This is a genomic window from Methylovorus sp. MP688 (assembly GCF_000183115.1).
Taxonomy (GTDB): domain Bacteria; phylum Pseudomonadota; class Gammaproteobacteria; order Burkholderiales; family Methylophilaceae; genus Methylovorus; species Methylovorus glucosotrophus.
The window spans coordinates 1,426,718-1,449,742 of the sequence record NC_014733.1 but is presented as its reverse complement, the minus strand read 5'-3'; the positions used below and the strand labels follow the sequence as shown (position 1 = coordinate 1,449,742).

The 23,025-nt window shown below is 55.8% G+C and carries 18 protein-coding genes and 2 tRNA genes; 4 read left to right on the top strand and 16 right to left on the bottom strand.

The genetic code is table 11. The annotated features are described in order from the left end of the window. The 12 genes from MPQ_RS06905 to smc form a co-directional block, all read right to left on the bottom strand. A complete protein-coding gene (locus MPQ_RS06905) occupies window positions 1-294 on the bottom strand; it encodes a hypothetical protein (protein WP_013442190.1) in 294 nt (97 codons plus the stop codon). A gap of 122 nt (window positions 295-416) precedes the next feature. Next, window positions 417-1,034, bottom strand: a complete 618-nt coding sequence (locus MPQ_RS06900; protein WP_013442189.1) for a cation transporter — start codon at window positions 1,032-1,034, stop codon at window positions 417-419. 34 nt (window positions 1,035-1,068) lie between these two features. Further along, window positions 1,069-1,401, bottom strand: coding sequence for a YnfA family protein (locus MPQ_RS06895; protein ID WP_013442188.1), 333 nt, complete (start codon window positions 1,399-1,401; stop codon window positions 1,069-1,071). 104 nt (window positions 1,402-1,505) lie between these two features. After that, the gene (locus tag MPQ_RS06890; protein ID WP_013442187.1) at window positions 1,506-2,183 is read right to left on the bottom strand and encodes a hypothetical protein; all 678 of its coding nucleotides are present in this window, start codon (window positions 2,181-2,183) and stop codon (window positions 1,506-1,508) included. A gap of 217 nt (window positions 2,184-2,400) precedes the next feature. Continuing rightward, window positions 2,401-2,904, bottom strand: coding sequence for a DoxX family protein (locus tag MPQ_RS06885; protein WP_013442186.1), 504 nt, complete (start codon window positions 2,902-2,904; stop codon window positions 2,401-2,403). 59 nt (window positions 2,905-2,963) lie between these two features. Beyond that, window positions 2,964-3,575 carry a sulfite oxidase heme-binding subunit YedZ gene (locus tag MPQ_RS06880; protein ID WP_013442185.1) on the bottom strand — a complete coding sequence of 204 codons (612 nt, stop codon included), beginning with the start codon at window positions 3,573-3,575 and terminating at the stop codon, window positions 2,964-2,966. A 2-nt stretch (window positions 3,576-3,577) separates the two neighbouring features. After that, entirely contained in the window at window positions 3,578-4,549 is a 972-nt protein-coding gene (msrP, locus tag MPQ_RS06875; RefSeq protein ID WP_202944356.1) for a protein-methionine-sulfoxide reductase catalytic subunit MsrP, read from the bottom strand. Between the two features lie 132 nt (window positions 4,550-4,681). After that, a complete protein-coding gene (locus MPQ_RS06870) occupies window positions 4,682-5,599 on the bottom strand; it encodes a lipopolysaccharide assembly protein LapB (protein ID WP_013442183.1) in 918 nt (305 codons plus the stop codon). A gap of 2 nt (window positions 5,600-5,601) precedes the next feature. Next, entirely contained in the window at window positions 5,602-6,426 is an 825-nt protein-coding gene (gene cysQ, locus MPQ_RS06865; protein ID WP_013442182.1) for a 3'(2'),5'-bisphosphate nucleotidase CysQ, read from the bottom strand. After that, window positions 6,416-8,515: an NAD-dependent DNA ligase LigA gene (gene ligA / locus MPQ_RS06860; RefSeq protein ID WP_049821883.1), complete on the bottom strand. Its 2,100-nt coding sequence runs from the start codon at window positions 8,513-8,515 to the stop codon at window positions 6,416-6,418. Before ligA ends, cysQ begins: the two co-directional genes overlap by 11 nt. A gap of 24 nt (window positions 8,516-8,539) precedes the next feature. Then, entirely contained in the window at window positions 8,540-9,931 is a 1,392-nt protein-coding gene (locus MPQ_RS06855) for a cell division protein ZipA C-terminal FtsZ-binding domain-containing protein (RefSeq protein WP_013442180.1), read from the bottom strand. A gap of 52 nt (window positions 9,932-9,983) precedes the next feature. Continuing rightward, window positions 9,984-13,505 (bottom strand): chromosome segregation protein SMC, encoded by a 3,522-nt coding sequence (gene smc, locus MPQ_RS06850; protein ID WP_013442179.1) that lies wholly within the window; start codon window positions 13,503-13,505, stop codon window positions 9,984-9,986. 115 nt (window positions 13,506-13,620) lie between these two features. Between smc and queF the strand changes: the two genes are divergently transcribed. Beyond that, complete coding sequence (queF, locus tag MPQ_RS06845; protein WP_013442178.1) at window positions 13,621-14,040, top strand: preQ(1) synthase; 420 nt, start codon at window positions 13,621-13,623, stop codon at window positions 14,038-14,040. 92 nt (window positions 14,041-14,132) lie between these two features. On the opposite strand, the gene MPQ_RS06840 is transcribed toward queF, so the two are convergent. Then, a complete protein-coding gene (locus MPQ_RS06840) occupies window positions 14,133-14,588 on the bottom strand; it encodes a PA2169 family four-helix-bundle protein (protein ID WP_013442177.1) in 456 nt (151 codons plus the stop codon). Window positions 14,589-15,094: 506 nt separating this feature from the next. Here MPQ_RS06840 and MPQ_RS06835 point away from each other — a divergent pair. From MPQ_RS06835 to MPQ_RS06825, 3 genes are all read left to right on the top strand, one after another. Then, a tRNA-Ala gene (locus MPQ_RS06835) sits at window positions 15,095-15,170 on the top strand. Window positions 15,171-15,260: 90 nt separating this feature from the next. Next, window positions 15,261-15,336: transfer RNA gene (locus MPQ_RS06830), tRNA-Glu, on the top strand. 237 nt (window positions 15,337-15,573) lie between these two features. Beyond that, window positions 15,574-16,497 (top strand): choice-of-anchor A family protein, encoded by a 924-nt coding sequence (locus MPQ_RS06825; protein ID WP_013442175.1) that lies wholly within the window; start codon window positions 15,574-15,576, stop codon window positions 16,495-16,497. A 99-nt stretch (window positions 16,498-16,596) separates the two neighbouring features. Here the strand turns inward: MPQ_RS06825 and MPQ_RS06820 are convergent, their stop codons facing one another. From MPQ_RS06820 to MPQ_RS06810, 3 genes are all read right to left on the bottom strand, one after another. Beyond that, on the bottom strand, window positions 16,597-19,740 hold the full coding sequence (locus MPQ_RS06820) for a methyl-accepting chemotaxis protein (RefSeq protein ID WP_013442174.1): 3,144 nt from the start codon (window positions 19,738-19,740) through the stop codon (window positions 16,597-16,599). Between the two features lie 208 nt (window positions 19,741-19,948). After that, complete coding sequence (locus MPQ_RS06815; protein WP_013442173.1) at window positions 19,949-21,121, bottom strand: phospholipase A; 1,173 nt, start codon at window positions 21,119-21,121, stop codon at window positions 19,949-19,951. A gap of 61 nt (window positions 21,122-21,182) precedes the next feature. Next, on the bottom strand, window positions 21,183-22,931 hold the full coding sequence (locus tag MPQ_RS06810) for a PQQ-binding-like beta-propeller repeat protein (RefSeq protein ID WP_013442172.1): 1,749 nt from the start codon (window positions 22,929-22,931) through the stop codon (window positions 21,183-21,185). Window positions 22,932-23,025: the final 94 nt, after the last annotated feature.

The window sequence follows — 23,025 nt, the reverse complement described above, 5'->3', positions numbered from 1 at the left end:
CTATTGTTTGGTCGATGGGGTAGGCTGGTGGATGTCCGTGCCTGGCTTGGTGCTGCGATCAGGCTGGTCTTCTTGCGGCATGCGCGGCGGCACAATCACGCTTTTATGCTCTTGCGGGTGTGCAGGGGGAACGGTAACGCTTTTGCTATCAGCGCTGCATGGCGGCTTGCTGGTGGCGGATGATTGGTCACAGGGCGGCAGTGTACTGCCCGAGGGATCGGCCGCATGGCTGACGGAGATCATCGCCATCAGGCACAACGATGCTGCAAACAAGCATAAACGTAGCATGGGCATGGTGGGCTCCAGTCAGGTGAATGTCATGAAAAACATGCCTTATGGCAGAAGCCATGCCTGTATGAAAAGCCAGGCGCCTTACAGTTCCGCTTGCGCTTGTCAGACGATCTTTATGAAACGCCTCATGCAGCGCTTCTCAGCGCATGCCATGCCGCTGCCAGCACCCTGGCAGATGAGCTGATCAGGAGCACGGAGAGCGCCAGGCCGACCACCAGATCTGGCCAGGCAGAGTTAAACAGCCACACGGCACCCGCAGCCACGATCACAGCGAGATTGGTGGCAATGTCATTGCGGGAGCAGGCCCAGACCGACGACATGTTGATGTCATCACTGCGGTGCTTCCAGAGCAGGAACAGGCAAAGGCTATTCGCCAGCAGCGACAGCACACCTATGCCGCCCATGGCGTCAAACAGCGGCAACGCCGGCACAAACAGCCGGTAGATCACCTGCCCCAGCACAAACAGGCCTGCCAGCAGAATGAGGCCGCCCTTGAACAAAGCCACCACGGCCTTTTCGCGCGCGCTGCGCGAGACTACATACAGGCTGAGTGCATAGGTCAGCGCATCGCCCAGGTTATCGAGGCTATCGGAAAGCAACGCGGTGGAATGGGCCAGCAAGCCCGCGACGAATACCACCACGAACATGGTGGCATTGATGCCAAGCACGATCTTCAGGGTTTTGCTCTGGCGCTGCTTCAGCGCCTCGATGGCACACGATGTGTTATTACAACAATCTGCCATGCGTCACCTCCTGTTATGAAAGTCCCCTGCCCGCTCAGGCGGCTCTGGGGGCAAACATGATGATGGCCATGCCGCACAGGGCAACGCCTGCGCCCAGCAGATCCCAGCCGGTTGGCCGTATGCCATCGACTTGCCACAGCCAGACGATGGCGACAGCAATATACACCCCGCCATACGCCGCATACACCCGCCCTGCTGCCGTCGGATGCAGGGAAAGCAGCCAGGCAAACAGGGCGAGTGACAGCGCTGCAGGCAGCAGCAACCAGGCGCTTTTGCCCTTGCTTAAGTACAAATATGGCAGGTAGCAGCCCACAATCTCGGCTAGCGCGGTCAGCACAAACAATAAAAAGGTCGTGAGCGGATTCATATCGGATGTTCTGGTTAAGCCTTGAATATACCTGCATTTTGCCCGGCTTGCGGACAATAAAAAAGCGCCCGCAGGCGCTTTCAGTAGTATCACAACCAGCAGGCTTACTTCTGGTTTTTGTTTTTCTGGAAGTTTTCGATAATGCCAGCGGCCCACTCTTTGCCACCCAAGCCAAAGGCAATCGCCAGCGCCAGGAAAATGGCACCGAATACGATCACGAACAGCGAGGTCAGCAATTGCGTGCCGATATCCAGCTGCTCAAGGGCAACAAACATGGCCAGGATCTGGATGCCATATTCGGCCGAGGTGCTGATAGCGAGCGCACCGCTGAACTTGATGCCGTGCAGCCATGCGAATACCAGGCGGTTAACAAAGCGGGCCAGCAAGGTACCAAACAGCAATACCAGAATGGCGATGATGATCTTGGGCAGGTAGTTCGCCAGTTGGTGCAGCATCACGGCCACTTCGTTCAGGCCCAGAGCATTGGCGCCGGTAATGACGAACAACAGGATAACCAGCCAGTAAACCACCTGGCTGATGACGCCGCTGAGTGTCAGGTCGAATTCACTGTGCTTGAGGAAGGCTTCAAGGCCGGATTTGTCAGCGAATTGATCGAAATGAGTGAACTCAAGGACGCGCTTGACGCCGACACAGGCGATTTTTGCGAGTACCCAGCCAAAAAACAGGATCACCATGACGGCTAACAACTTGGGGAAAAATGTCGCGACCTGACCCCAGAACTGATTGAGAGACGATAAAAAGATATCGATCTGAGTTTGCATTGGATCCTCCTAAATATGTATTGCGAGATACCTTGAATACCGCTAAGGCCGCAGCTGTGGAATGGATGTTGTGCTGCGTAGACTCAAAAAAGCCGAGCTGCATTTTGGCGCAATTAGTCCCATCTCGCAATAAACTTAGGGCTTGATAATATTATTTTACTTTAGGTTTTAATCCTATCCATATGTAAATATTGAAAATAAAAATATTAATATGGGCTTATTTAAACAAGCGGCGCTGTAGCAGGTGATCCAGGCTGAGGGGGCCTGCCCCGCGGAACAATAGCGGCAGGAACATGACGATGTATAGCAGCGGCAGCTTGTAATTGCCCAGGCCATCGCCGTTTTCGTCGATGATGCGGTAGCCGGTGAGCAACTCACGCAGGCTGTGCCATTCGGCTGGCCAATGCACGGCGGCAATGGCAACGATGGTCAGGATGATAAGGGAGAGACTGATAAAGCGAGTGGCCAGCCCCAGCACCAGTAGCGCGGCCCCACCCAGCTCAAACCAGGTGGCGATCTGCCAGCTGGCTTCTGGCGGTAACAGGCTGAATGGAAAAGGAAAGCTCACGTCAGCAAACCAGTTGCTGCCCATGAGCTTTTCATACCCGGCTTCGCCGAATTCCCACGCCAGAATCAGGCGCAGCACCAGCGGCGGCAAGGCATCGCCTATGCGGTTGCTGATGTGTTGAAAGGATTGATAAACGCGTAAAGAAGTCGACATTGGATTCCCCTTGTAAATAGTGAGTGTTACAAGGCTTAGTCGAGCTGGCGCGCGTATCCTTACACCATCTGCCCTTTTCTTTTGCGTAGGCTGAACACCAGGCGTATTGCCAGCAGCGCCGCCAGCACCAGGGCATACAGCATGGGCTCGGTGATGTCTTTTTTCACCAGCCACCAGAAATGCAGCACGGCAAAGATGGCGACCAGATACACCAGGCGATGCAAGGTTTTCCAGCGCTGGCGCAGGCGCTTGATCATGGCATTGCTTGATGTCAGCGCCAGCGGCACGCTGAGCATGAATGCCGCAAAGCCCACCAGCACATACGGGTGCTTGATGATGTCTTTGGCAATCTCCTGCCAATCAAACCAGTGATCCAGCCAGACATAGGTGGTGATGTGCAGACAGGCATAAAAAAACATGAAAAGCCCGGCCATGCGCCGCAATTGCACCGGCCACGCCGTGCCCGTCAGCAGCCGTAATGGCGTGAATGACAAGGTGACCAGCAGGATGACCAGGGCCCAGGTACCGGTAGACCGCTCGATGAATTCGATGGGGTTGGCGCCAAGGTCATCCTGCATGCCCAGCCACAGCAGGCGGGCCAGCGGAATAAGCGCGAGCAGGAACAGGCCGGCCTTGATCAGGCCCAGCTGTTTTCGATTGGGAGGGAGCATGGCTAGAAGTTCTTGCGCAAATCCATGCCGCTATACAGGTGGGCCACCTGTTCGGCGTAGCCATTGAACATCTGCGTCTTGATGCGAGGCGAGAATACACTGCCGCCGATGCGACGCTCTGAGGCTTGCGTCCAGCGCGGATGGTCCACGGTCGGGTTCACATTGGCATAAAAACCATATTCGCGCGGCCCGGCTTTTACCCAGGTGGTTTGTGGCATGGTTTCGCGAAAGCGGATTTTGACGATGGCCTTGGCACCTTTGAAGCCATATTTCCATGGCACCACCAATCGCAGCGGAGCGCCATTCTGATTGGGTAGCACCTCGCCATAGAGACCTACGGCGAGAATGGTGAGTGGATTCATGGCCTCGTCCATGCGCAGGCCTTCGGTATAAGGCCAATCGAGGATAGGCACGCGGGCGCCGGGCATCCTGAGTGAATCATCCAGCGTGACAAATTCCACGAACTTGGCATTGGCGGTGGGCTCGGCCCATTTGATCAGTTGCGCCAGAGGCAGACCTACCCAGGGGATGACCATGGACCAGCCCTCAACACAGCGCATGCGGTAGATGCGCTCTTCCAGCGGAGCGATTTTCAGGATGTCTTCCAGATTGACTGTGCGCGGATTTTTTACTTCACCTTCAATGGCAACACTCCATGGCGTGGGCTTGAACAGCTTGGAATGCTCTGCTGGATCACTCTTGCTGGTGCCGAATTCGTAGTAGTTGTTGTAGGTGGTGACGTCGTCATACGGGGTGAGTTTTTCATCGGCCCCGTAAGCGGTTTTGGTGAAACCGGTGATCTTTTTGCGCTGCTCGGCAGCGGCCCAGGCCTGCCTGGGTAGCAGGCCATAACCAGCGGCCGCCGTTGCCAGCAGACCAAAACCGGCGGCCTTGATGAATTGCCGCCTGTCCTGATACACGCTTTGCGGGGTGATTTCGGAGGGGGTGATATCGGATTGTTTGCCTATCAGCATCATGATGCTCCTGCGTAAACCTGCCTGTGGGTCGGAATATCGACCAGCATGCCTGCACGCAGGCAGCCGGACTTACCCCTTAGTCGTACAGAAAGCGAAGGCCTTACATTTTCATCAGGCCCACGTGAAAATTTACGGCCGTGGCAAGCTTTGCTGGCTACGGGCGATCTCATCCCCCAGGCGCTCGGCACCAATGTCTTGCGTAATGTGCTGGGCATCGGCCAGCAGCTGACGGGCCTCTTCCGGATGCTTGCTGGCGGCCTTGGCCTGTGCCAGGTAGTAATAGCCTTTGGCTTCCCAGTAGGCGCCGCCCTGATCCTTGGCGATCTTGATCACTTTCTGGATGTATTTTTCGGCATTGGGGTAGTCCTGTGCCGCGGTGTAAATGCGGCCAAGCTCAAGGTTGGCATCACAGAACTGGTCCATATCCCCTGCCCGCTCCTGCATCAGCACGGCCTTGAGCTGGTATTCCACCGCCTGGTCGTGTTGCTGCAGGCTGCTGTAGGTAGAGGCTATGCGCGCAAAGCCATCGGCACGTTCGTTGTCATTCGCCGCCAGGCCGCTGCCTTGCAGATAGTGCTGCAGGCCGCCCTTGAGGTCGCCAGAAGCGACCAGAGTATCGCCAATCAGGTTGAGGTCTATGCGTTGAAAATTGGCATCGTTGGCGCTTTTGGCGAGGGCCAGACTCTGCTGGTAAGCCGCCAGTGCTTCGGGATAGCGCTGGGCGCTTTTTTGCACATTGCCTATTAATGTCAGCGCGATGATGTGTTCCATGGGGGTGGTCGACAGCTTTTCCGCTGCCATCAGGGCATTGATGGCCTGATCAAACTGGCCGGTACCGCCGTGTGCACGGCCTTTGCAAAGCAAGGCCTGACGGTTGGATTTATCCTGCTTCAATACCTGCTCGGCAAAGGCCAAGGCCTTGGAAGCATCGCCCTCGCCTATGGCGCGGTTACAGGCGGCAATTTTCTCCGCCAGATTTTCATCTCCGGCCTGGGCCAGCGTACTGGCGGCCACCATCACTGCAAACAAAAAGACTCTTAAACGCATCGTTATTCCAGATAAAGTTGCCAGGCATGCGGCGTGGCGCCACATGCGAAAAATTCCGGATTCAGCAGGCTTTCCTTGCTGTTATAGATCAGCCTGTTGCCTGCCATATCCACCAGATGTCCGCCCGCTTGCTCCAGCACACACTGGCCAGCCGCGGTATCCCATTCCGAGGTCAGGCCCAGTCGGGGATAAACATCCGCCCGCCCTTCTGCCACCAGGCAGATTTTAAGGGAGCTGCCGATAGAGATTACCTGCGGAGGCGAATAGTTCCGGCTGAGCTGGTCCATAAAATGTTGCATACGGACCTGGCTGTGCGAACGACTGCCAGCGATGGTGATTTGAGGCAATGCCAGCGCACGCGCATGAATCTGTCGTGGCTCGCTTTGGTCTGCCTGGTGAAATGCACCTGCGCCCTGCGCTGCATAGTAAAGATCACCGGTGACGGGCGCGTAGACGACGCCAAGTATCGAAATGCCCTCATGGATCAGCGCAATATTGACGGTGAATTCGCCATTGCGCTTGATGAATTCGCGCGTGCCATCCAGCGGGTCTACCAGCCAGTAATGTTGCCATTGCTGCCTGACGAAGTAAGGCGCCAGCACTGATTCTTCTGATAGCACGGGCAGTTGCCAAGGCAAGGCACTAAGGCCTTTTTCGATGACCTCGTGTGCGGCCAGGTCGGCAGCGGTAACGGGCGAAGCATCGGCCTTGCGGGTAACGGAAAACTCGCCCTGATACACCTCCATGATCGCCTTGCCAGCTTCTTTTGCGATGCGGATGACTTCTGGCAGGAGCGCCTGCAAGGCGATGGGCGTATCAGTCGTCATGGCTGGCCTGCTTGTCCTCCAGCAGTGCCAGCAGGCCGTTTTCATCAATCACGGCAACGCCCAGCTCCTGCGCCTTCGTGAGCTTGCTGCCAGCTTCTTCACCGGCGACGACAAAATCGGTTTTCTTGGAAACACTGCCTGCGACTTTGCCACCTGCGGCTTCAATCAGTGCCTTGGCCTGATCGCGCGACATAGTGGGTAGCGTGCCAGTGAGCACCAGGGTTTTGCCGGTGAGCACGCCTTGCTGCGTGCCTGCGCCGTCGGATTCCGTCCAGTGCAGCCCGACGTCCTGCAGGTCCTGGATGACTTGCTGGTTATGTGGCTCGGAGAGGAACTGGCGTATGGATTCGGCGACGATGGGGCCGACATCCGGCACTTGTTGCAACTGTTCAATGTCTGCCGCCAGCAAGGCTTGCAGGCTGCCAAAGTAGCGCGCCAGATCCTTGGCCGTGGCCTCGCCTACATTGCGTATGCCAAGGGCATAAATAAATCGCGCCAGCGTAGTGGCTTTGCTGGCTTGCAGGGCATCGAGAATGTTCTGGGCGGACTTTTCCGCCATGCGGTCCAGGGACGACAGCGTAGCGAGATCCAGGCGGTAGATATCTGCCAGGGTATGGATATGCGCCCCATCTACCAGTTGATCGACCAGCTTTTCGCCCAGGCCTTCGATATCAATGGCGCGGCGCGAGGCAAAATGCAGCACAGCCTGCTTGCGCTGGGCCGAGCAAAAGAGACCGCCAGTGCAGCGCGCCACGGCTTCATCTTCTTGCCGGATGACGTGCGAGCCGCACACCGGGCATTGGTGGTTGATGGCTTCCAGCAGGCGATAGGCAACGGTATCGGCCGGGCGTTTTTCCAGCACCACGGCGACCACTTCCGGAATCACATCCCCTGCCCTGCGCACGCTGACGGTATCGCCCACGCGCACATCCTTGCGATCGATTTCATCCTGATTATGCAAGGTGGCATTGGTGACGGTCACGCCGCCGACAAATACCGGTTTCAACCGTGCGACGGGTGTAATGGCGCCAGTGCGACCCACTTGCACATCAATCGCCTGTATTTCGGTGAGCGCCTCTTGTGCCGGGAATTTATGCGCCACTGCCCAGCGCGGGGCGCGCGACACAAAGCCCAGTTCGTTTTGCTGGGCAATGCTGTTGACCTTGTAAACCACGCCATCAATATCAAACGGCAGATTGGGCCGGGCGGCGCCTATGCGGGCGTAATAGTCCAGCAATCCTGCCAGCCCTTGCACCGTATCGCGCTGATCACTCACCGGCAGGCGTAGTGATGCCAGATAATCCATGGCGGCAGCATGCGTGCTGAGCTGCGGCACGCCCTCGGCGATGCCCAGGCCATAGGCAAAAAACATCAAGGGGCGCGTCGCGGTAATGGCAGGGTCAAGCTGACGCAGGCTGCCAGCGGCGGCATTGCGCGGGTTGGCAAACAGCTTTTCACCGCGCTCGGCCTGCTGGCGGTTCAGCTTGTCGAAATCCCGTTTCAGCATCAGCACTTCGCCGCGTACTTCGATCAGTGCCGGTGGGTTTTCTACCGGCAGGCGCATGGGAATAGCGCGTATGGTGCGCAGGTTGGAGCTGACATCTTCGCCTGTGTAGCCATCGCCGCGAGTGGCGCCTTGCACGAACAGGCCGTTTTCATAGGTCAGCGTGATGGCCAGGCCGTCAAACTTGGGCTCTACTGCATATTCCACCTGCGCAATGCCCAAGGCATCACGGATGCGCTTGTCAAAGGCAGTCAGTTCGCTTTCTTCAAACGCATTGTTGAGCGAGAGCATGGCCTGCCGGTGCTGCACGCTGGCAAACGCCTTGAGCGGCGACGCGCCTACGCGTTGCGTGGGGGAATCGGGCGTGAGCAGCTCTGGGTGAGCGTGCTCCAACGCCTGCAACTCGCGAAACAGCTTGTCGTATTCGCTGTCCGGAACGCTGGGGTCATCCAGCACATAGTACTGATAATTGTAGAGATTGATCTGCTCGCGCAGCTGGCGGATCTGGACCTCTGGCGTGGCAGAGGTCACGGTGGCTGGTGCATTGTCAAACAATGCTCCCTGGCTGGGGTCTGGCTTCGTCATAGGCAGGGGGCAATAAATTCAAACTCAGGAGAATAATCGGGCGGCCGTCTGACCACCGGGCATGATGCCGCGGGTAATCATCTGCGCGTGCAGCATTTTCAGTTGCTGGCGAATCCGGTCTATCTGGGTATCAGTAAGCTGGCGGTAGTTGTCATCCACCAGGTTGGCGTTCAGGCTGTGGGACATCTGACGTGCGGCCAGCACCATCTGGTTGAATACCTCGGTGCAGTTTTTCACATGGGGGATATCCAGCTGGAATACCACGCCCTTGATCACGACCGTGCGCAGCATGTCGGCATTGAAGGGGTTGCTATCCTGATTGATCAGTGAAAACGAGGTGTGGCCCTGTTCATCGCGATAATGGAAAGCGCCATCGTTGCCGAGCACCAGACCGCTGGCCTCGGCCAAGCCACGGAACTTGGTGCCAGTGAACGGGCCATTGCTGCCTTGCACAATATGCAGGCTGACCAGTTTATCGACTTCGATACAAAACGCATCCAGCGCCTGGGCGTAGACCAGCGGATCAGGCGCGCCTTGCCATTCCACCTGCGCGCCCAGATTAAGGGCAATATCTTCAGCGGCATTCTGAAAGCGGATCAGCATCTCGCGCGAGACCGCGCCAGAGCGGTCTGCCATCTGCAGGCTGCATACGCAGCGGGTAAACTCGCCCTGCTCTTGTTCGCGCGTCAGCAAATGCCACTCGCGGAAGGCATCAAGGCCAAAGGCATACACCGGCTTGTCGATTTCGGAGAAATTCAGGAACTGCTGGCGCAAAGCGGCGCCGCTGTATGGGCGTGGCAGGTAAAGAATCGCGCTAAGGTCGATTTGCGCATCCACATCTGCAGGCAGTGCAATGGATTCCGGGGCGTCGGCTTGCTCGGGTTCTGCGGCAGGTTCATCCCACGGGGCGGTTGCCGAGCTGAGGTTAACGACAGGCTCTTCTGACTGGGCTGGGGCAACAGGTTCTTGTTCGTCGGGAGGCAAATCGCTTGCAACGGTAGATGCATATACGGCGGGTGCTTCTTCTTCAGCAACATCTTCTGCGCTATCTATCCTGACGGGAGCTTCATCAACAGAAGGTTCGCTGATAGCGGGTGCTGCCTTGACTTCTGGCTCTTCGACGCTGAGGCTCAGCTCAGCAGCGTAGGAAGGAGCCACTTGCGGTGCAGGCTCGTCGTCCTGTATGCGCACACGAACCACGAATTCTTCTTCCTCGGGTTCTTCGCGTTTGTCACCGCGCAACACGGTATGGGGGTCGATGCGAAAGTCTTCGTCCATCAGCACATCGGTTTCAGGCTCGACAAAACGGCTTTCGGTTTCTTTGTGCAGCTTACGCTCTTGCCACCAGTTGAAGAGCACGACTGCGATGATGATCAGTGCGCCCAGGGCAATCAATGCTAGCTGTAAATCGGTCATGTGTTAATGCACTCTATTGGTGTTTACTTGTAAATAAAGCGGAATCGTTGATTTATGCGGCCGACTCGTGCATCTGCAGCGCCATTTGCATGTCAACTTCCACCACGCGAGAAACCCCCGACTCCTGCATAGTGACCCCTATCATTTGCTGGGCCATCTCCATTGTTATTTTATTATGACTTACAAACAGGAATTGCGTGCGTTCCGACATTTTTTTTACCATCGCGCAAAAACGCTCGGTATTGCTGTCATCCAGCGGCGCATCCACCTCGTCCATCAAACAGAACGGCGCCGGATTAAGCCGGAACAAAGCAAATACCAGCGCCAGCGCTGTCAGGGCCTTTTCACCACCAGATAACAAGTGAATGGTGCTGTTTTTCTTGCCCGGTGGCTGCGCAAACACCTGCATGCCGGTATCCAGTATCTCATCGCCCAGCAGCTCAAGACGTGCCTGCCCGCCGCCAAACAATGAGGCAAACAGCTCGCCAAAGTGACGGTTGGCTTCATCAAAGGTCTGCTGCAAACGGCTGCGGGTTTCGCGATCAATGCGGCGTATCGCATCTTCCAGCGTCTGTATCGCCTGGTCCAGGTCTGTCGCCTGGCTATCCAGGTACTGTTTGCGTTCTTTTTCGCTTTCCAGCTCTTGTACGGCAGCAAGATTTACGGGGCCTAATGCCTCAATCTCTTCATGCAGCGTGCCCAGCTTGCGCTCAAGATCGCTGGCCTTGATCTGTGCCGGCAGGTTTCCGCCGAGCACGGCTTCGTCAAGCCCTGTGGCCTCCAGCCCCTGCTGGCATTGCTCAAATTGCAACCGGGCCTGCTGCTCTGCCAGGCGTGCCTGCTCAAGCCTGTCGCGCATGGGGTGCATCGATTGTTCAATCTGCATGCGCTGCTGTTCCTGCACCTGCAAACCCTGCTCGGCGACGGTCATCGCATCCCGCGCTGCAGCCAGCTCGGCTTCACGCGCCTGTTTAGCATTGACGGCCTGCTCAAGATTGGATTTCAGGGTGTCCATCTTGGCGGCAGCCAGCATGGCATCTGTTTCTTGCTGGCGCACCACCAGGGCATCCATTTCTTCTGAAGTGGATTGAAGTCTGTTATTTAAATCATTGATATTGTTTGTGATTAACTTGTTGTTAAACACCTGCTCTTGCGCTTCGCGTTCTGCTTTCTGCAGATTGGCCCGTGCCTGCGCCAGCGCGTTTTCTGCGGTAAAGCGTTGCTGCTGAGTGCGTTGGCGCTCTTCCTGTAGCTGCGCCACCGAGGCTTGCAAGGTTTTTATGCCATTCTGTTTTTCCTGCAACTGAGCTTGCACCTCACTGCGGCGCTCACGCAGCGTTTCCAGCTCATGCGCCAGTTGCTTGCCGCGCTCCAGTGCGTGCTGCCGTTGCTGCTGCAAGCGCTGAATTTCCAGTTGTCGCTGGTGATGCTGCTGGGTTTGTATCCGCAAGGCTTGTTGCTGTTGCTGGTTATCTTGGCGCAGGGTTTGCAAGGTGGATTCATGTGCCAGCAATGCGGCTTTGGCTTCGCTTACCTTGGCTGCCTGCTGTGGCAGCTCGCTGTTCAGGGCATCCAGCTCACGCTGGCGCTCCAGCACGCCGTTCAATTCGGATTTAGCCGCATGCAGGCTGACGCTGTAACGTGTATAGATATCGCCATGGCGGTTGATCAACATTTCGCCCGATTGCAACTCCGCCTGCATGCCCTCAGCCTGGCTGTCGTCTTCTACGATGTATATCTGGCTTAACCAGTCAGCCAGCACGCCAGCGGCTCCGGCATGCTTGAGATCTATGCGGTCCAGCAGGCGCGGCCAGGCACGTGCAGCTGAGGCACTGGTAGGTACAGAGGCCTCCGCCAACATCGCCCCCAGCGTAACGGCGGCCGGTGGCCGGGATGGGAATGCCTGCGACTTGCCGCCATTCTGCATCAGGGTATTCAGCCTGACGCCCAGAGCCGCTTCCACAGCGACTTCCCAGCCATCGGCGATCTTGAGCTGTTGCCACAAACGTTCACTCGATGCGATACCGCTATTTTTGAGCCAGGACTCAAGCTGGCTCTCCCGCCCCAGCGATTGCTGGATTTTGCTCAGCGAATTGACCTGGGCTTCTGTTTGCGCGAAAAGTCGCTCGCTAGCCAATAAAGCCTCGCGGGCGAGTCGCAGGGCATCCTGTTGCTCCTGCTCGCGCTGGCGCAGATGCGCGATACCCTGCTCCAGGGTGGTGATCGCCTCCTGCTGAGCAGTATGCTCGGCCTGCAGTTGGGAAAGTACGTTTTCATCGGGCACACTTAACTGCTGACGATCCGTTTCCAGCTTGCGTTCGCGCTGGCTCAACTCGGCGAGGCTGCGCTCCATATGCTCAATGCCGGAGGTCTCAAGCCGTATGGATTGCTCGGCATCGTTGAGGCTGCGTTGAGCCGCCGAGTGCGTGTGCAAGGCCGCCTGAAATGCGCGCTCGATGTCGGGCATGGCGGCTTTTTGCGTCGCAAGGGCTGCGCTCGCTTCTGTTTCACCAGTGGATGCCGTTTGCTGTTGTGACTGCAAGGTAGCTAGCTGTTCCTTGAACGCGGCTTGCTGGCTTTCCAGCCGGGTACGCTGGGCCTCAATCTGCTGCAGCTGTTGCTGCAAGCGGTCGCGAGCCTCCTGCGTGTGTTTGACCTGCTGCTCCAGCCTCGCCAGCTCGGCATTGCTTTCGTAATACAAGGTCTGCACTTGCTGGGTGATGATGTTGGTTTCCTGATAGCGCTGGCGCAAGGTTTCGACCTCGCTTTCGCTATGGCGCAATGCTGCCATTTGCGCCTCCAGGTCGTTGACCATTTTTTCAACCTGGCGCTGGGTTTTCTCCCAGGCATTGCTCGCGTCCCGTTTCTTGAGCAACCACAGCTGCCCCTGGCTTAGCTTGAGGGTTTTTTGCAGCTCGTGGTATTGCAGCGTGACGACCGCTTGTGATTCAAGGCGGGTAATCTGCTTGACCATTTCCTGGCGGATATCATCCACCCGCAAGAGATTTTCGCGCGTATCGCGCAAGCGCAGCTCGGTCTCGCGGCGACGCTCTTTGTATTTGGAGATGCCGGCGGCCTCTTCCAGAAACACACGCATCTCTTCAGGCTTGGCTTCAATAATACGGGAGATGGTGTTCTGGCCAATAATGGCGTAAGCCCGGCCGCCCAGGCCTGTTCCCAGGAAAAGATCGGCGACATCGCGGCGCCTGACGGCACTATTATTGATGTAGTAACTGGAACCCTTGTCGCGCTCAATGACGCGTTTGACGGAGATTTCGGCATATTGCGCCCACTCGCCGCCCGCGCCGCCCAGACTGTTGTCAAAAATCAACTCTACGCTGGCACGCGAAATAGGTTTGCGATTGGCCGACCCGTTGAAAATCACGGCATCCATGGAGTCGCCGCGCATTTCCTTGGCGCTGGATTCACCAAGCACCCAGCGTATGGACTCCATGACATTGGATTTTCCACAGCCATTGGGACCCACAACCCCTACCCGCTGACCATGAATATGCAAGGTGGTGGGATCAACGAAGGATTTGAATCCGGCAAGTTTAAGGTGAGTGAGGCGCACTTTATAATGTGTTTTATCGTGAGGGCGAGCTTGTATAATAAGCGATTGTGCGATGTGAACCGAACTCTCCCGGGCGAGTCCACATCCAATCCATTCAATTTATACGGTAGCCCTTATGTCTAGTCAACCCACGAAAGCACTCGAAACCTTTGACAACCCGCAGCCAGGCCGCGATTTTCATATCCATATGGAAATCCCTGAATTTACCTGCCTGTGCCCCAAAACCGGCCAGCCCGATTTTGCTGTGCTGTATCTGGATTACATCCCCGATCAGAAGTGCGTGGAGCTGAAGAGTCTCAAGTTGTATATGTGGTCTTTCCGCGATGAGGGCTGTTTCCATGAAGCCGTGACCAATCGCATTCTGGACGACCTGGTCGCCGCTACAGACCCCAAATTCATGCGTCTGACCGCCAAGTTTTATGTGCGTGGCGGCATTTTCACCAATGTGGTGGCCGAACATCGCAAACCAGGTTGGCAGCCACTGCCCAGAGTCGAGCTCAGCCAGTTTGACGCCCAGTCGAATATTCGCGGTTAACACCCCAACAGCAAATAATAAAGGCACGCCAAGGCGTGCCTTTATTATTTATGGCAAAGGGATTAAGCCTCTGCCTTAATACAGGCTAATGATTAGCCCACTTCTGCCCGGGCAGCATCGCGCAGCTGTTTTACGCGATCATGGTTGCGCTGCACGCCTTCAAGCTGACGTTGCACCACATTGCGGACGGTTGGTGGCAATTCTTTCTCGATGGCTTTTTTGTATTTGGCCAGGGCGACATCTTCACCACGTTCGGTCTCATTCAGCACAGCCACCGTATCATTGCTGGTCAATGCTGTTTTGAAATCCAGCCAGCGCCTGTGCAGTGCACCGGACACGCTGGACTCGGTCTCAGGTTGGCCACCAAGGGTGCGAACCAGATCCTGAAGCTCATGAACCGAGGTGGCAACCTGTTGCGAGCGATCAAGAAAATATTCCTTGAGCGGCGTTACCTCTACATTCTCAGCCGCATTGCGAAAGCCCTCTTCGCCGTCTTTGGAGATTTCGATGAGATCATTCAGTGTGGAAATCACCTCTTTGTTATCCATAGCGTAACTCCTTGTTTTTAATTAATGGATGAATACTCAGTTTCCCCGCATGCATCCGGATCGGCTATAAGATAAAGCAGCAAAACCATGTAAGAATTACCTTAGTGACGAGCATCTTTCATGCTGGCCTCGGTTACTCACCTTAGCGAAGAGCAATTCAAATAAATCTTCAACTACTTATGCAAGCCCGCTCAGGCTTTACACCTTGCCATACGCCGGACTATGGTGAGGAGCAGTGCAAAAACTGCAAACTTCAATCCCTTAGGCCCGAGCATTTTTGTCGGGCTTTTTTTTCGTTGATGCCAGCTTATTTGCATAGTTACAAACGGGGTTGGAATCGGAAAAATTCGGATAAATCCCGGTGCGGTCGGGATTCATGTTTTTCATCATTGGCTTAGCTTTTGTTTTGCTTGATCACCAAATCGGCATGCCAAAGTTTTTTAGGTCATTTCGCTAAAAGTCGTTGACAGGCGCGGCTTCGGTCATTAATATGGCGCAACTTTTTCGGGGGTATAGCTCAGCTGGGAGAGCGCTTGCATGGCATGCAAGAGGTCAGCGGTTCGATCCCGCTTACCTCCACCAGTCTTCATTGACCGGGTTACGAAAAGTAAAAAAATGCTTAATTTAGAAGTTTGAATTAATGCAAAAGTAGTGTAGAATACTGCCTCTCTTGTCCCCATCGTCTAGAGGCCTAGGACACCTCCCTTTCACGGAGGCGACCGGGGTTCGAATCCCCGTGGGGACGCCAATAAAGCGTCCACTGGTTAGCTGAATAAGTTGACCGGTAGATTCAAAAAAGACAGAGCCTCAAGTTGAAAAACTTGGGGCTTTTTCTTTTTGATGAACGAAGCCAGCAAATCGTCTTAAATACGATGAGTGACAAATTCCTGTTTCAAAGCCTTCACTAGTACTAAGGTACTATATACCCGCCAGTTCCCCGCCATTAGAATGCGCCCATAACTTAAATAATCCGGGGAAATTCATCATGATTAAGAAAACAACGCAGGCCGTTTTGGCACTCGCATTCATGACGCTTACTGCATCGGCAAATGCTGCAGTTGATTTGGGGGTTGCGGGGAAATTCAACGCGTTCGTATTTTCCACATTCAACAGCCAATATAGTGATACTGAAGGCGCAGTAGCGGTCGGTGGAAACACAACCGTCAATGGTTACAGTGTTAACGCCAACAACAAGCCATATAACGGCTACTCTCTGGTTGTCGGTGGCAATCTCAACTACACCAACGGCTCCATTAATAATGGCAATGCCTATGTGGCTGGCACCAGCACAACCTCCAGCCTGGGTGGCGGTGCAACGATCAGTGGCGGCACAGCTCCTTTTTCATTCTCGGATGAAAAGACCGAGTTGATCGCCCTGTCCTCTTCGCTTTCCAAGCTGAGTGCCAACGGTTCTGCAACTTATCAATATGGCGGCGTCACCTTTACTGGCGATGGCACCAGCGCTGTGCAAGTATTCAATGTGAGCGGTGCTGATCTGTATTCCGTGAACTACTCCAGCTTTGCCCAACTGGCATCCAATCAGACCATCATCGTCAATGTAAGCGGTGACGTGGCTGGTTTCCAGGGTGGTACGCCAAATGGCTTCAGCAACTACAACGTGCTGTTCAACTTCTATGAAGCCACGACACTGAATTTCAACAATGTCGGCGTGTATGGCTCCATCCTGGCGCCATATGCAACAGTGCAAGGTGGTGGTGGCCAGATCAACGGCAACGTGATCGTGAACGCCTGGAATTCCAACATTCAGATCAACGCCAACCATTACTTCACTGGTGCAGATATCACGATTCCAGTATCGGCAGTTCCTGAGCCACAAAGCTACATGATGCTGTTTGCAGGCCTGGGCCTGATCGGCTTCATGGCTACAAGACGTCGTTACTACGTTTAACTGGCATATACAGTAAAACCAGTTCAGTAAACAAAAAGCCCCGCATTTGCGGGGCTTTTTGTTTTGCGGGCAAAGTCCTGTTGATACGCCCGAACCTCTTTAGAACGTCTGCCAGTCATCGCCATCCGTATTAGTGGCTGCCAGTACCGGCTTGCGGCTGACCAGCGCCTGCACAGGCGGCTTGCGCGTCGCATTCATCTTGCTGACGGTAGCAAGGCGAACTGCACTGACAGATGCGGATTGCTCCAGCTTGAATACGCTGACAGCTGACTTCAGCTCATCTGCCTGCATCATGAGTGACTCGGCAGCAGCAGCCGCTTCCTCAACCAGTGCGGCGTTTTGCTGGGTAACTTCATCCATCTGCGTCACTGCCTTGTTGACCTGAGCAATACCTTCGCTCTGCTCTGAAGAGGCTTCGGCAATTTCGCTCATGATATCGCTGACACGTTTTACCGAGCTGACCAGCTCGCTCATGGTAGTGCCGGCATGCTCCACCAGCTGGGTACCCGCCATGGTTTTATCCACCGAATCCGTAATCAGCTCCTTGATCTCCTTGGCTGCCGAAGCAGAGCGCTGTGCCAGCGTACGGACTTCGCCAGCAACCACAGCAAAGCCTCTGCCCTGCTCGCCTGCACGTGCTGCTTCTACAGCGGCATTGAGTGCCAGGATGTTGGTCTGGAATGCGATGCCATCGATGACAGTAATAATGGCCTCGATCTTGTGGGCGCTTTCATTGATCGATGCCATGGTCTTGACGACATCGGCTACCACCGCGCCGCCTTTGACCGCGACGCCGGATGCGGCCGTGGCCAGCGTATTGGCATGCATGGCGTTATCGGCATTCTGCTTCACGGTCGCCGCCAGCTGTTCCATGCTGGATGCGGTTTCTTCCAGGGAGGCGGCCTGCTCTTCGGTGCGCTGCGACAGGTCGACGTTGCCTTGGGCGATTTCCTTCGCCGCGGTGTTGATCGCCTCGGTGGCCTCTTTTACTGTGACAATAGGCGTGACAATCATTTCCAGTGTGGCATTAACGCCTTGTACAATTTTGCGGAAGTCCCCGGAATGCTGGTTGGCATCTGCCCGCACCGTCACTTGGCCCTGACGCGCCGCATCCGCCAGCATGTCGGCATCTTTCACCAGATTGTTGATGGCGAGCACACAGGTATTGATGTTGTCTTTCAGGATGGCAAAGTCGCCTGCGTACTGTTCAATAATCACTGGAGGAATGTCCCCTTGGGCAATACGGGCCACATAATCCGCGGCGACATTCAGGGGACCAATCACATTGTCCAGAGTGTCGTTGATGCCTTCGATCACCTTGCGATAATCGCCCTGATGCTGGCTGACATCGGCGCGGACAGACAGCTTGCCGTCCGCAGCTGCGTTGGCCAGCATGCTGGCATCGCGCACCAGCCCCTTCACTGCATCAATACAATCATTCAAATTGTTCTTGATGACATTGAAATCTCCTTCATAAGCATCGGTAATCTTGGGTGGAAACTGCCCCTTGGCCAGATGGTCGACATAGGTCGCCGCGACATTGAGTGGCGTAATCACGGCATCCAGCGTGGCATTAAAGCCTTCCACCACCCGGCGGAATTCGCCCTGGTAACGCTCCAGATCGCCGCGAACCGACAGTTGTCCGGCAACGGCGGCACGTTCAAGATGCCCCGCTTCGCTCACCAGATTCTGAATGGCCTCGATACAGGTATTGAGGTTGTGCTTGATCTTGTTGAAATCACCGTTGTAACTGTCCGTAATAAGCGGCGGAATATCGCCATGCGAGATGCGGTCCACATAATTTGCCGCCACATTCAACGGCGTGATCACGGCATCCAGTGTGGCATTGACGCCTTCGACCACCTTGCGGAAATCCCCCTGGTGCTGCTGGCCATCCGCACGGGTTGCCAGTGCCCCTTCAATCGCAGCCTGCGCCAGCATGGTCGTGTCACTGATCAAGCGCTTGATGGAATCGGACATCCCCTGCATGGCGGTCATCAGTTGACCGGTCTCATCGCGGGTTTTTACCGACATGACGGCAGAAGTATCGCCCTGGGATAGCTTGCGTGCGGCATCAGCAGCATGCCGGATGGGCCGGGAAATCGTACCCGCCGCAAACCACAAGAACAGAATGCCTGCCAACGCCACCCCGACACCGACAGCTACCTGCAGTATGGTGCTATGCGTGGCGCGTGAGGACAGCTCCTGATCCAGCGCATGTGCCTTGGCCATGACCACCGCCGTTGGCACTTTGATCATCACGGCCCACGGTTTGCCGGTGCGGCCCAGGTTAATCGGGGCAAATGCCAGCATCTGGCCGCTCTTGTCGTTGACACTGACATTGGCAGCGCCAGACTGGATATTCGCTAACTGCTCAGCCGCGCCATCACCCACCAGCGTGTTGAACGCCTGGCCGACCAGGCCGGGGTTTTCGCTATCGCCAACGATCAAGCCCATGTTGCTGACAATCGCGACTTCGCCTTTGCCTTCAAACAGCTGCTTGTCGGCCTCTTCCGCCAGCTTCTGCACAAACGCCAGGTTGTAATCGGTACCGGCGACGCCGTAAAACTTGCCGCGCAGGCTGATGGGCACAGAAAGCGTGGTCAGCCATACCTGCTTGCCCTGCACGATGTAAGGGAAAGGATCGAGCACGCTTTCGGTTCCGGTGTCATGCGGGCCAATATACCAGCCCCCTTTCATGACGCCGTTCGGGTGCTTGTCCAGCGTGTCGTACTCCACGAGCGGCTGCACGGCAATATTGCCTTTGGCATCGCGGTTCCAATACGGCGTAAAACGGCCTGTGATCGCATTGTTGCCATTCTTGCCGGTGCGGTGCTGGGCATCCTGTCCATCCAGCGCGTCAGGCTCCCAACAGGAATAGGTGCCGTTAAAGTCAGGATTGTTTTTCAACACACTCAGCAGAATGGCGTTGATTTGATCGCGGCCCAGCGGCAGGTTTTCGGCCGTGTCTTTTGATAGCACAAAGGTATGTGCCATGGTGCGTGCTGCATCTAGCGCCACATCAAATTTGGCCTGGATTTTGCCAGCTTCGGCCCCCGCGAGGTTTTTCAGGCTCTCCCGGGTATTCTGGTCAACCAGGCCAGAGACTTGCTCTGACACGACTTGCTGGTTGTTCTTTGAAGAAATGAAGCCGAAGGTCACCAGGATGGCGGCACTTGCCAGCAATGAAATACCAGCAACAACGGCTATTTTCGTTTGTATGGATTTGAAATTTAACAGCATGTGAGCTCTCCCCTCGACCGGTGTCCGGACGGACGCCTTCTTGGGATAGCGCAAGACGCATGCCACACCACACAAAAAATAAATTACACCATTTAATCAACAACTTAATTTTAAATTGTTCCAGACCCTGCCTTCGGGTACCAATGCCGGGGTGTACCGTATCGCAACAGGTGTTCCATTGCTCTACACTATTGACCTGCCCCATTGATCAGCGCGTGAGCGATAAGCCCAGCCGTATTTGCGTGTCGCTATCCCGGTTATATCCAAGCAAGGTTTCGCCATAGCCAGAAAACACCTGCAAATGGATGAAGGCGCCGGTGCGGTTGAATATCTTGTCGCTAATGGGATAGGTCACATCGACTTGCCCCGTGCTGTATCCGGCGGTGCCCTGGCGATAGAGGCCATTCAGCATCAAGCCATCTTCACGGCCATAGCGTACCTGCCAGTCCACATAACCGCGATAGCGCTGTATGTCCGAGTTGCCGTCTTCCTTGTCGAGGTACTCATAGATTTTGGGCATGAAACTCAGGCTGCGCCCACTCGGCATGGCCCAATGCCAGGCTGGACGTACAAAGGCGGTATTGATAGAGCGGGAATCCACTCCGCCCTGCCCGTTAGACTCGTGTTCGACGCCACCACGCCAGTCATCCGGCATCAGGCCGCGGCCACTGCCACCCCATTCGTAGAACAGGCTGGGGCGATACGAGGTATCCCGGAACGGACTGGACTTCTCGCCTATATCCCAGATGGTGGTCTGGGTGTAGCCAAAATACAGATTGGTCAGGAAGGGCGCAAAATCAGCCACTGCCCCATCGGGGGCGAAAGGACGATATTTGAAGCTGATCTGGAAACGGGCATCTTCACCGCGCTCATCATTGGAGCCCAGCAGGAAGTAGATGGGATCATTCGCCGTGAGCGCAGGCTCCTCACCTGGCTTGGCAATGACCAGTTTAGGCGGGGCATCGGCCGCTGCAGGCTGGTTTGCCTGTGACGCACTGACCACCTGCATGGGCGGGCTGCTGTCGCCATCGGCTGCTACCAGCAGAATACGATTGGAAGACGCGTTCACCAGGTCAGCACGCACAACGCCTTTGTATGCCGAGCGTACTAGCCCTGCATATTGGCGCCGCGCGCTGGTGCTGTTGGCGGCAGGCTGCAGCGTCAGGTCCAGGGTTTCACTGATGCCGCTTCCTGAAAGTTTCAGTTGCAAGGTTTGCGGCCAGTCATTCTGGCTGTCAGGCTTCACCACATCCAGCGTCAGAGTCTGGCCCGTGGTCAGTGATTCTCCCTGGCTAGCGAGTATCCAGGTGTCCGCAGCAAATGCTGGCGGGGTTAATGCCAGCGCCAAAGCTAGCGCCAGCGGGTAAGGTAATCTTGTCATGCAGGCCTTCCTTATTGTTGTCGTTGTTAATGCGGGCAGCAGTCACAAGGAGGCCTGGCGTTTATTTGCCTAATGCATATACCAGCACACTATCACCTTGTTTGTACCCGAAAATTGCGTTGCCGCCCGCGGCTACCGCAATGTATTGAATGCCATCGATTTCATAACTGATGGCGGGTGCGTTTACGCCTGCATCCGCCTTTGCCTGCCATAGCAGCCTACCATTGGAGGAGTCATAGGCGGCAAAGTTTCCATTACCTTCGCCGGTAAATACCAGCCCGCCTGCAGTGGCCAGCACGCCACCGACCAATGGCTGGGCGGTTTTGTGTTGCCAGGTGATCTTGCCATCGGCAAGGTTGATGGCAGACAGCAGCCCCCAGCGCGGCTCTTCGGCCGGTTCGGATGAGGTGTAGCGCAACAGTTTGCCGTCGGCGTCGACCGATTCATGCAGGGTATACGTTATAGGGGCGTGTATGGCGGCGACATATACCTGCCCGGCTGCCGCATCCAGTGCGACAGGTGACCAGTTGGCGCCACCCAGAATGCCCGGGTAAAGCGTGGTGCCCTCTTTGCTGGCTTTATGGAACAGGTTTTTCTGTGGCACAAAGGCGTCTGACTTGAACAGCAAACGCCCCGTCGCCCGGTCGTGGGCATAAAACCAGCCAGTTTTGCTGGCCTGACCAACCGCGGGAATGGTTTTGCCAGCATGCTGCCAGTCAAACAGGACTGGCGGGCTGGCAAGATCGTAGCCCCAGAGGTCATGCGGTACCTGCTGGTAATGCCAGCGCAGCTTGCCAGTCTCGATATCCAGCGCCACCAGGGATACGGTGTATAGGTTATCGCCTGGCCGTTCAATATCATTCATCTGAGGCGATGGGTTGCCCGTACCAAAATAAAGCAGACCCAAGTCGGTATCCAGCGCTGGCGTGCTCCAGGCGGAACCGCCACCATAGCGCCAGGCATCGGGATGCTGCCTGGCCTGGGCTTTTTCCGTCGCCACATCGCGATCCAGCGTGATGCCATCGGCGGTCCTGACGGTAAATTGCCCCAGCCAGTGTTCCGGCGAAATCGTATCAAACTGCCATACGCGTTTGCCGCTATCGACATCAAATGCCGCAATAAACCCCGGCCTGCCATAGCGCCCGGCCAAGCCAATCACCGCACCCAGCGGTGCATCTTCCCGTGGATTATCAATATGCAAACCGTAACCAACACCGGTAATGCCGACCAGCACCTTGCCCTTGTACACAATAGGCGCCATGGCGATGCCGATACCGGTGCCACCTGACACCTTGGCACGGCTGTTGGGATCTTTGCTATCCAGGGATGCCTGGCCTTCGGTTTCCACCGCCTGGTCCACGGCATCAATATCCCACACCAGTTTGCCGGTCCTGGCATCCAGCGCGATCAGGCGCGCATCCACCGTGCCCATGAATACCTTGCCATAAGCCACCGCCACGCCACGGTTAGCCGGGCCACAGCACATTTTCCACTCCGGGCGGCGCTGGTGCTCATAGCGCCAGAGCTCTTTGCCCGTGCGCGCATCCAATGCCACCACATGGTTGTAAGGAAGCGAAAGGTACATCACGCCATTCGCCACGATAGGCGTAGTTTGAAAGCTGCCAACCACACCAGTCTTGAAGCGCCAGGCTTCAGCAAGCTGATTCACGTTCTGGCGATTGATGATGGTGGAAGGCGCAAAGCGCTGATTGCTGTAATCGCGACCGAAACTTGGCCACTCGGCTTTTTGTGGGTGATGAATGTGCTCGCTGTCGCTATCCGCTTGTGCGACAGGCGTAGCCAGCTGCATGCATAGAAAAATCATTGAAACTAGTTGTGCAGCAAGGCTTTTGCCTGTCGTTCTCATATCCACCTCTTGATTAAAGCCGGGAGTGTTTCTAGCA